Source organism: Candidatus Nitrotoga sp. BS, assembly GCF_927797785.1.
In the GTDB taxonomy this organism is placed as follows: domain Bacteria; phylum Pseudomonadota; class Gammaproteobacteria; order Burkholderiales; family Gallionellaceae; genus Nitrotoga.
The window spans coordinates 74,353-84,587 of the sequence record NZ_CAKMLL010000030.1 but is presented as its reverse complement, the minus strand read 5'-3'; the positions used below and the strand labels follow the sequence as shown (position 1 = coordinate 84,587).

The following is a 10,235-nucleotide window of genomic DNA, read 5'->3' as shown; positions in this document are numbered from 1 at the left end:
TCGCATTGTGTATTTCTCCTGTCTCGATAACTGGAAATGAGACAGGCACCATTGTCATTAGTTCCGTTAATTACGGTTCACTACACTAGCACTTATCCAGCTTGTGGCTGCTAGAGAGGCGCGCCTCTCGCAAGTTGCGCCCCGCGCCTTGCGACGCTTCGTTACATTGTCAGAGCCGCTGCTTTATTCAGGCTCCTAGATTCACCCGGTGACACGGGTGGTTCTGTCCATTACTCTGGCAGAACAACTTCATCGTGCAACTTCGTGTCGCACCTAACCTTATTCGTTAGGCGACAAATACATGCAATGGATATATCAGGTTGGTTTTTAATAAACTGCAGAAATACAAATAAAAGATCTGTCCTTAATTTACCTCAACTTGAACAGATCGAATTATTACAGATTGGCATATAGCTGATCGAACAATGTTGTGTTATTCCAATATTCGATGTGAGCCGCTAAAGGTATCATCGCGTACGCGTCTATTACATTGTGGATTTTTCGTTTGTCGTTGCAGCCTGTGGTCTTTGAGTCGTCGTAAAAATCAAGTTTGCCGCTTATTATGTCGCGCGGCGAATAGACATTAATCCAATTAGCAGGGTAGCTTTTAGTATCCACGCCGTATCACCCTTGTTGGGTAGTAGAAGCGGCAAAACGACTGCTTTAGCTGCCGCAGAAATCTGGACTAGGTTGTTGTCGATGCTGCCACAGAGATGCTGGACTCCTCTGTAAACGCCGAAACTGCTAGACCATACAGCATGCCCAACAACGCGAAATATGCAAAAAAATTCATGACGCTCTCCTTACAATGCTTCTACGCCGGATTCGCCAGTACGGATACGAATTACTTGCTCGATGTTGTGAACGAATATCTTGCCGTCACCAATATTGCCGGTGTGTGCAGCTTTTTCGATAGCTTCCAGCACCAGCTCTAGCATGCCCTTATTAATAGCGGCTTCCAGTTTGATCTTGGGCAGGAAGTCCACCACGTATTCTGCGCCGCGATACAATTCGGTATGACCTTTCTGCCGACCAAAGCCTTTCACTTCCGTAACGGTAATACCCAGTATGCCAATCGCAGTCAGAGCCTCACGCACTTCGTCTAGTTTGAACGGCTTGATGATTGCAGTAACCATTTTCATAATTATTACTCCTCATGTGTGTTAAAGCGTAAACAGCATTATCTAGAACGTACTTAGCCGAGCAGCTTCCGTGCCATTATAATTTTGTTATTAAAAACAACATGTTGATTTATTATGAAGATAGAAAAAAATTTATATGCATCAATTTTATGCATCTTGAAACCTGCAGTGCACCAATTGAGTGAAATATGCCACTTGAGTCAGCACTCACAACCGTGACAATTGGCACCTAAGGTTATCGGTATCACTGTCGGCATTTGCAACTCAGGCAACTTTCTTGATACGGCTCACCGGTTTGCTTCAAGCAATGGCAAAAAATTAATTTAATTTTTGCCACTTAAGGTCATTCAAGCTTTTTTTCATAGGGATAGATATATCGTGTGTAAGAGCTCTGCCTTTTCCCACCTGATGCGGCAATGGGCTTACCTCTGTGACTGAACATTGATCCAAACCTGCCGTTGCAAAACAACTCTTCCGCCAATGCGCTACCACTGGTCTTCGTCCTAGCGCTATTTGTGATCATGGTAGCCTGCTAGCGTACTTTTACCATACTGCGAAATCAGGATTACGCTAGAAATATCCGTTTGTGGGAAGATACCGTGATGAAGTCACCTGGCAAAGTGCGTATACACAACAATCTTGGTTATGCTTATCTGCTAGCCCTCTGCAATGATGAAGCACGGCGTGAATTCATGAATGCACTGCAACTGAATCCGCATTTCTAGCAAGCACGTTACAACCTTTATCGGCTTGATTAAGCATTACTGACGAAATCGAAATACACATACACCACACTCACCAAAGCGCAAAGAAAAAAGCAGAGGAAGATGGTAAAACAGTCAATGCACGGGTAGAAAAAAACGATCAAAAAACGTTATACAACAGACGTTAAGGGGCAAAAACCAACAGTTGTTCACCCTTGAAAAAGTAATGCACATTGGCCCTGTCCGCCACCGATAGCACAACTTTTATCCATTAACACCGATGACGAAGGAAGAAAGAGACCTTTCTACTATCAGGAGAGTGGGCATTAAGTTTTGCGTTGACGAATTCGGACAGTTTACCTACGCGAGTCATGGATATTCAATAATTTTATCAAATCATTTATCAAGATTATGCTATAATAAATAATAGGTTATTTGATATAAAATGCAATAGCCTTTCGAATTAAAAGCAATACGTGACATACCTTTATTCTTTTCGAAGATGTAGTTACTGAATGGAGGACGGATTTATATTGAACTGAAATCATACTTAAAAATATGCCTGTCTTAATTCAATGCCGTTTCTTTGATACCTTTTCGTATAGAGAAAAGTAGCCATAATTCAAAACTAGCATATATAAAAATTCAGAATTATACTAAAGGTTTTCATGCTTTATCCGATGGTCAATCATTAGCCTAGGTAGAAGCTCAGTAAATTTATAATCGAAAGTCTAGCAACGAGATACGACTTCATCTAAATCATCATAAAAGGCGTGAGGAATACGCCTAGCAAACCTACCATCATCATAATGATCGCAATTCTAAGGAAATCAGATGAATACTCTACGTACTAATACAATGAGATTGCTAGTTTTTGCTATAGCACTGTCGATCTTAACCCTCGGAGGTTGCTCTAGCACCCCACGTATAACTCTTTCCCCATCAGAAGAACCCCCCTCACACGACTATCTGATCGGCCCAGGTGACAGCATTAATATTATAGTTTGGCACAATCCAGAAGTCTCAATGTCAGTTCCAGTTCGCCCAGACGGCAAAATTACCACCCCTTTGGTAGAAGACCTGCCCGCCATGGGAAAGACGTCAACACATTTGGCTCGTGATATTGAGAAAGCACTGGCTATATACATTCAAGATCCGATTGTAACGGTTATCGTGACTGGCTTTGTCGGGCCATATACTGAACAAATTCGTGTAATAGGAGAGGCGGGCAAACCCCAAGCTCTTCACTATAACAACGGTATGTCACTATTAGATGTCATGATTACGGTAGGTGGTATTACACCATTTGCAGCGGGTAACAAGGCCAGCATTATTCGCAACATAGATGGCAAAACACAACATGTTGCTGTCCGTTTAGACGATCTAATTGAAGATGGAGACATTTCAGCCAACATTCCAGTACGCCCAGGGGATATTTTAGTAATACCTGAAAGCTTTTTTTGATTGATATTTCTTTCTTAAATGCACGGCTGTGGTTTAAGAAACCTGGCGACGCACAACTAATTTGTCAATACATCCCATAACTAAATGGCCACTCCGTTATGCAATCACGGAGTACTGTTAAATTAAAAACTGATACCCACACCATTATGGAGAGCTCGGCAAAATGGAGGAATTAATATCCCTGATACTTTCCTACTTAAAAGGAATATGGAAATACCGATGGTATGCGGTAGTTATTGCGTGGATCGTTGTTTTGGTAGGAGGATACAAGATAAATTCCTTACCTAACGATTATCAGGCTTCTGCGAGAGTTTTTGTGGACACCAGAACTATCTTAAAGCCACTCCTGGCAAGTATGACTACTGTTCCAAACATGGAGCAGCAGGTTTCAATCATGAGCCGTACTCTTCTTAGCCGTCCAAACGTAGAGCGAGTTTTGCGAATGGTGGATTTAGATATCAATGCTACAGATGCCAAGGATCATGAGCGGCTAGTCAGTGACCTGAAGAGCCAGATAAGGATCAACGCAAGTAATGGTGCTGACCTCTATGTTTTTTCCTATAACCACCAAACTCCAAAAATTGCGAAAGATGTAGTCCAGGCCTTTCTAACCATTTTTGTTGAAGGCAGCTTCGGGAATCAGAAACAAGACTCCGAAAAAGCGATTAAATTTATCGATGAGCAAATCAAAAATTATGAGGATAAGTTGGTCATAGCGGAAAAAGCTGTCACGGAATTCCAAATAAAAAACCGTGGTCTATTGCCACGGGACGGCGGTTATGGCTCACAACTGGAAACAGTTTCGGATAGCCTGAACGAAGCGAAGCTTGGGCTACGTGAAGCAGAACAAGCGCGCAACGCCATCAAAGATCAAATTGAAGATGGCTCACTCTCTGATGACCTGAATTCAGAGCTAGCGCCAGCGAGCAATATCGTTAACCCAGTAATTGACGCTCGGATCCAGGCGTTAACTAATGACATGGATGCTATGCGTCTGCGCTTTACAGAACGCCATCCTGATGTTCTTTCAATCAAGCGCCTGATTGCAAAACTTGAAGAGCGCAAGCTGGAAGAGGCTAAGCATAAAAAACCCGTCATTGATCGGGATCGAGGCAAGGGTTACAGCCCAATGCTGCAACAACTTAATGTTTCCTTATCAGAGGCCGAAGCCAGAGTCGCCGCGATGAAAGCTCGAGTAGAAGAATACTCTTCTCGAATGGCTCAATTAACAGCACTGACAATTGCGAAGCCCCAAGTGGCAGAAGAGTTTGCTCAACTCAACCGGGACTATAATATTAACAAATCAAATTATGAAAGTCTTGTTGGTCGCAGAGAGTCTGCAAAGCTGTCAGGGGAATTAAGTGCTACTTCAGATATGCTGACATTCAAGGTCATAGATCCACCTACAGTTCCACTTGTTCCTTCAGGACCGAACCGGTTAATGTTATTCAGCATGGTTTTTCTTGGTGCCGTGTTAGGCGGAATAGGGTGTGCGCTATTAATGAGCCAAATCAGACCTACTTTTATGAGTCAAAATAGTCTACGGGAATCAGTTGGTTTGCCGATCCTGGGCACTGTGACTATGAATTGGACTGACCATGAGAAAACAAAGCGAAAAAGGAGTCTATATGCTTTCGGGCTTGCTATTACTTTACTGGTTGCCTTGTATGGTGTGGTAATGATAATTTTGTTCCTTAAATTATAATATTGAGAGCACCTCTTAAAAATTTAAAACAACAATTATGGCCAAGATAATAACGGACAGGGATTTGCTTAATTAAGATCAAATCGATGATCAGATTAAGCAGCCAGACCGAATACTGTTGGGAGATCAGGTGAGCATTATTGAAAAAGCAGCAAATAGATTTGAGCAGAATAAAGGTGAGGTAACGCCCCCACTAAAGGTAAAGTTGGAAAGCCCAAGTGAACAAAGTTCAAAAGTAATTCATGAACACAATGCCCGTAATTCCGACAGAAAATCAATTACGCAAGTCGAAATAAATCTAGCTAAATTGCATCAATTGGGCATGATCACGCCTGATCAAGGCAAAACTTTAGCCGCTCAGGAGTTTAGAGGAATTAAACGCTCATTGATCCAAAATGCTTTCATAAAAGGAGCTGGAGCGATACACCATGGAAATTTGATCATGGTAACCAGTGCGTTACCTCAAGAGGGAAAAACATTCTGTGCCATTAATTTGGCAATGAGCATCGCAACAGAAATGGATCACACGGTTCTACTCATAGATGCGGATGTAGCTCGGCCATCGGTTCTTCGCACTTTAGGATTGAAGTCAGCTGTCGGTTTAATGGATATTCTTCTCGACGAACAACTCGATTTAGCAGAAGTTATGATTAATACTAACGTTGATACTCTCAGAATTCTTCCCGCAGGAACAAGTCATAGACACGCAACTGAACTATTGGCAAGCCAAGCTATGAGTAGCTTGTTGAATGAAATTGCAAACCGATACCCAGATCGCATTGTTATATTTGATTCCCCGCCCTTGCTCCCCACAACTGAGGCACGTGTCCTAGCAAGTCAGATGGGTCAGATTGTCATGGTTGTAGAAGCCGAAGTTACAACTCAGCACTCTGTCAAAGAGGCACTCCGTCAGATCGACACAAACCCACACATTAACTTAATCTACAATAAGTCGAAGGCATTCGCCGGCGGAACCAATTATGGTTACGGCTACTATGACTAAAGTGATTTGTAGTAATGGATTTCGCAATATTTTCCATAAGATAGTCCAGATAGCCTCCCCTATCTTACTGATATATCCTGCATGCTCCACTGCTGCTGACTGGAAAGTAACACCCCGCCTAACCCTAGTAGAAACTTATACCGACAATGTTACTCTCGCTACACAAGGTAATGAGAAGAGTGATTTCATCACCCAAATTAGTCCTGGAGTTTCATTGACTGGAACCGGAGCACGCTTGAAAGTCAATGCAAACTACACAATGCAAAATATTTTCTATGCAAATGAGAGTAATGGAAATAGGATTGCTCAACAGTTAAATGCAGGTGCAAATGCGGAGTTAATTAAAAACTTTTTTTTTCTTGATAGTACTGCTAACATCGGCCAACAAAACATTTCTCTCCTTGGCCCACTGACTACCAACAATGAAAACATCACGAACAACCGAACTAATGTAAAAACCTATAGCATTAGCCCTTATATACGTCACGACTTCTCCAATTTTGCTTCATCGCAAGCACGCTACACTCATAATGCGGTATACACTGGCATAGAGGGGCAATCTGGGAGCCAATCGGATAGGATCCTGTTCAGTCTCACCAGCGGTTCTGCTTTCAGAACACTAAGCTGGGGTTTACAATATAACAAACAAAAAATAAGCGGTTTAGGCACATCTGGTGAAAACGAACAATATAGAGGTAATCTTCGTTATCGGGTTTCATCAAAGTTCAGCCTGACTGGAACAAGTGGATACCAAAAGTTCAGCTATATATCAACAACTGGAAAATCGGCTGGGTCTTTTTGGACAGTTGGTTTTGTCTGGACACCATCTGCAAGAACGAATATCACTGCCAATACTGGCAAAGCGTTTTTTGGCACTACCTACACTCTCTCGGCCAGCCATCGCACTCGCAGATCAGCTTGGAGCCTGGACTACAACCAGAATGTCACCACTAGCCGCGATCAATTTCTGGCTACGGCCACGATTGATACAGCAAGCTTCCTGAATCAGCTATGGACGTCCAGTATTCCCGATCCCGTATTACGACAGCAAACAGTAGATGCCTTCATCCTAGACAATGGATTGTCAGCCTCATATGTTGATCCAATCAACTTCATCACAAATCGATTTTTTCTGCAAAAACGTTTGCAGGCAACCGTTGCTTTAAGTGGTGTGAGAAACACACTTGTGTTTAGTATGTTCCACATGTTGCGTGAAGCACAAACTTCAAGAGAGGTGGATAGTGTTTTGTTTGGGACAAACAGCTTTGCATTGAACGACAATACAAAACAAATTGGTGGTAATGCGCTTTGGAGCTTGAAAATTGGTCCTCGAACCACTGCCAATATCAGCGCCATGTACGCTAAATCCCAAACACTTGAAACAGTCGGAGAGAACGAAACAAAAACTTTTAGAGTCGGGCTGACAAGACAAATACAGCCCAAGCTTAATGGCGCAATTAATTTTCGACATGTCGAGCGAAAATCTAACCAAATTAGTGGTGACTCTCGCGAGAATGCCCTCATCGCATCTTTGATAATGCGTTTTTAGCTGGAGCAGCCCAATAAATGTATCAATCATACTACGGACTAAGCGCCAAGCCCTTTCAACTCAAGCCTGATCCACAATTCTTCTTTGGCAGTAGTGGGCATAAGCGCGCCATGGCCTACTTGGAATATGGCCTGTCTCAAGGAGAAGGCTTCATTGTCATAACCGGTGATGTCGGCGCAGGCAAAACCACCTTGGTGCGCGGTCTTTTCTGCAAACTTGAAGCGGAAAAAATTCTAGCAGCACAAATCGTCAACACCAACCTTAATGCAGATGACACATTAAGAATGGTAGTCGCAGCGTTCGGACTACCTTGCGAAGACGGCTCCAAAGCCAGCCTGCTGACCAGATTTGAGCAGTTTCTTCGAGAATGTGATCAAAACGGAAAGCGCGCACTATTGATAGTGGATGAAGCACAGAATCTTTCACCCCAAGCAGTGGAAGAGTTAAGAATGCTGTCCAATTTTCAAACTGCTGACAAATCATTGCTACAGATCTTTCTGCTAGGACAGCCTGAATTCAGGGAAACCCTTCTTAGTCGCGACATGCAACAATTGCAGCAGAGGGTAATTGCGACCTACCACTTGGGACCATTAGATGCTCTGGAAACAAGAGACTACATCGAACATCGACTGCATACCGTTGGTTGGAATGGAGACCCTTCTTTGAACGAAGATGCTTTCTTAGAAATCTACAATTTTACTGGGGGCATCCCACGCAAAATAAATACACTTTGCGATCGCCTTTTTCTAATGGGTTATCTTGAAGAACGTCATAATTTCGGAAGTTCTGATGTAACTGAAGTAATAGGTGATATTCAACAAGAATTTTCTCTCCCTATACCGGAGGCCGCAGCACAGAATATATCTGACATCCCACAAACGGGGCAGAAAGAGGATACTCAGGGTAATTTAGAAAGTATGGACGAGAGGATTTTTAAAATGGAAAGCTCTGTCATCTCCGTTTTGGATCTGGTTAAACGAATTCTTTCTCGCTCTAATTCAAATATCAATGACCTGACCAAGTAAATAATCACATAAATATTATGATTGTTCAGTGAGGAGCGATTTACTTGAGTGTGCAAATTGCGATTGAATTTGAGGTAAAAAAATCAGCCCACATCAAAATACTGCAGAACAATGTCAACGTAAATGGAATCAAAAGCTGGCCTAAGAACTGCAGGGTAAGACTGTCAGATTACGCTAGCGCTCTGCGCTTTTTTCAGAGAGTTTGGGATAGCATGTAAATGCTGATCCAGCAAAAAACAATCCAAATTTATTTAAAAGAATATATTCATAGATAACAAATAATGCAAATCATTAAACCACCTGCCCTTGCACCTTATAGCATTCTATGTGTTGTAGGCGCGCGCCCTAATTTCATGAAAATGGCTCCTATCATGGCGGCCTTTGCTGCTCTTGGGCCAGAGCTCGATGTATCCTTGATTCATACCGGCCAACATTATGACGTTGCTATGAACCATCAATATTTCGAAGCGCTCGGCATACCGCAGCCCGATATTAATTTGGATGTTGGCTCTGGAAGCCACACTGCACAAACCGCCAATGTTATGCTTCGCTTCGAGGCTGTTCTGGACTCAAAGCATCCTTCTGCAGTACTAGTAGTCGGTGACGTAAATTCCACTCTAGCCTGTGCGCTTGTGGCTGTAAAGAAAGGGGTTCCAGTTATTCACGTTGAAGCCGGCCTGCGCAGCTTCGACCGCGCTATGCCGGAAGAAATCAATCGGGTTTTGACCGACCAGATATCTGAGCTCCTTTTTATCACTGAGCGCAGTGGTCGCGAAAACCTATTGCGCGAGGGAATCGCCGAGCATCGCATTCGATTTGTCGGCAATGTCATGATTGACACCTTGCATCGTAACCTGGAAAAAGCAGTCCCAATATCTAATATCCTGCAGAATGTCGGCAGGGAAGAGTTTCTGGTTGGTCATGAAGGATATGCGATCCTAACCGCACACCGGCCTTCCAATGTGGATGATCCCGACACCCTGCGCTCACTGCTTGAAACAACCATCAAGATCAGTGTCCAATTACCAATTATTTTCCCGATGCATCCACGCACTCGCGACATGATTCAAAAATTTGGATTTAACGACATACTGAATGTTCCTACAGTATTGCAGCTACCTCCAATGGGTTATCTGGAAATGCTGGGGCTTATGAAGGATGCACGAGTTGTATTGACCGACTCAGGCGGCATTCAGGAAGAAACCACAGCCCTTGGTATACCCTGCATTACACTCAGAAATAATACAGAAAGGCCGATCACAGTGGATGAGGGAACCAACACTATCGCCGGGCTGGATTCAGCAAAGATACTAACTATATTTGACGAGATCATGCTTACTGGCGGGAAAGCAGGCAGAACCCCTGAATTCTGGGATGGGCAGGCCTCGACACGTATTGCAGCGGAAATTCTCGACTGGCTTAAAAATAGTTTCCCAAGCAAATAGTTATTGTAGCCTCTACCCATACAGAGTGAGAAAAAACACGGGGAAAGCTTGCGAGCATTCAGTATGCAGACTTTTCTATTTGCCAACGTTCTGCAGTGATTTGTATCACCAACAGGTAAGAAAGAAATTTTTTTCCTCAATGCTCATAGATAAAAATGAAACAATTTAAGCAAGTAATCTGCGCAACAAATGTTCGCA

The 10,235-nt window shown here is 43.0% G+C and carries 9 protein-coding genes; 7 read left to right on the top strand and 2 right to left on the bottom strand.

Going from position 1 to position 10,235, the window contains the following annotated elements; all coding sequences use genetic code 11:
• Nucleotides 1–396: 396 nt before the first annotated feature.
• Together MJ769_RS02140 and MJ769_RS02135 are read right to left on the bottom strand one after the other, a co-directional pair.
• Nucleotides 397–618, bottom strand: a complete 222-nt coding sequence (locus MJ769_RS02140) for a hypothetical protein (RefSeq protein WP_239234207.1) — start codon at nucleotides 616–618, stop codon at nucleotides 397–399.
• Nucleotides 619–803: 185 nt separating this feature from the next.
• Nucleotides 804–1,142: a P-II family nitrogen regulator gene (locus tag MJ769_RS02135; RefSeq protein WP_239234206.1), complete on the bottom strand. Its 339-nt coding sequence runs from the start codon at nucleotides 1,140–1,142 to the stop codon at nucleotides 804–806.
• Nucleotides 1,143–1,741: 599 nt separating this feature from the next.
• Between MJ769_RS02135 and MJ769_RS14410 the strand changes: the two genes are divergently transcribed.
• The 7 genes from MJ769_RS14410 to wecB all read left to right on the top strand — a co-directional run bounded on the left by MJ769_RS14410 (nucleotide 1,742) and on the right by wecB (nucleotide 10,037).
• On the top strand, nucleotides 1,742–1,867 hold the full coding sequence (locus MJ769_RS14410) for a hypothetical protein (protein ID WP_256445673.1): 126 nt from the start codon (nucleotides 1,742–1,744) through the stop codon (nucleotides 1,865–1,867).
• An 813-nt stretch (nucleotides 1,868–2,680) separates the two neighbouring features.
• A complete protein-coding gene (locus tag MJ769_RS02130) occupies nucleotides 2,681–3,310 on the top strand; it encodes an XrtA/PEP-CTERM system exopolysaccharide export protein (RefSeq protein ID WP_239234205.1) in 630 nt (209 codons plus the stop codon).
• A 163-nt stretch (nucleotides 3,311–3,473) separates the two neighbouring features.
• Nucleotides 3,474–5,015 carry an XrtA system polysaccharide chain length determinant gene (locus MJ769_RS02125; RefSeq protein ID WP_239234204.1) on the top strand — a complete coding sequence of 514 codons (1,542 nt, stop codon included), beginning with the start codon at nucleotides 3,474–3,476 and terminating at the stop codon, nucleotides 5,013–5,015.
• 130 nt (nucleotides 5,016–5,145) lie between these two features.
• On the top strand, nucleotides 5,146–6,018 hold the full coding sequence (locus tag MJ769_RS02120; RefSeq protein WP_239234203.1) for an XrtA-associated tyrosine autokinase: 873 nt from the start codon (nucleotides 5,146–5,148) through the stop codon (nucleotides 6,016–6,018).
• On the top strand, nucleotides 6,011–7,567 hold the full coding sequence (locus MJ769_RS02115) for a TIGR03016 family PEP-CTERM system-associated outer membrane protein (RefSeq protein ID WP_239234202.1): 1,557 nt from the start codon (nucleotides 6,011–6,013) through the stop codon (nucleotides 7,565–7,567). Before MJ769_RS02120 ends, MJ769_RS02115 begins: the two co-directional genes overlap by 8 nt.
• 17 nt (nucleotides 7,568–7,584) lie before the next feature.
• On the top strand, nucleotides 7,585–8,592 hold the full coding sequence (locus MJ769_RS02110; RefSeq protein WP_239234201.1) for an XrtA/PEP-CTERM system-associated ATPase: 1,008 nt from the start codon (nucleotides 7,585–7,587) through the stop codon (nucleotides 8,590–8,592).
• Nucleotides 8,593–8,873: 281 nt separating this feature from the next.
• Nucleotides 8,874–10,037, top strand: a complete 1,164-nt coding sequence (wecB, locus tag MJ769_RS02105) for a non-hydrolyzing UDP-N-acetylglucosamine 2-epimerase (protein WP_256445672.1) — start codon at nucleotides 8,874–8,876, stop codon at nucleotides 10,035–10,037.
• Nucleotides 10,038–10,235: the final 198 nt, after the last annotated feature.

Excerpts from the sequence above, each read along its gene's own strand:
- MJ769_RS02135 (WP_239234206.1), bottom strand. The coding sequence starts at position 1,142 with ATGAAAATGGTTACTGCAATCATCAAGCCGTTCAAACTAGACGAAGTG.
- MJ769_RS02130 (WP_239234205.1), top strand. The coding sequence starts at position 2,681 with ATGAATACTCTACGTACTAATACAATGAGATTGCTAGTTTTTGCTATA.
- MJ769_RS02125 (WP_239234204.1), top strand. The coding sequence starts at position 3,474 with ATGGAGGAATTAATATCCCTGATACTTTCCTACTTAAAAGGAATATGG.
- MJ769_RS02115 (WP_239234202.1), top strand. The coding sequence starts at position 6,011 with ATGACTAAAGTGATTTGTAGTAATGGATTTCGCAATATTTTCCATAAG.
- MJ769_RS02110 (WP_239234201.1), top strand. The coding sequence starts at position 7,585 with ATGTATCAATCATACTACGGACTAAGCGCCAAGCCCTTTCAACTCAAG.
- wecB (WP_256445672.1), top strand. The coding sequence starts at position 8,874 with ATGCAAATCATTAAACCACCTGCCCTTGCACCTTATAGCATTCTATGT.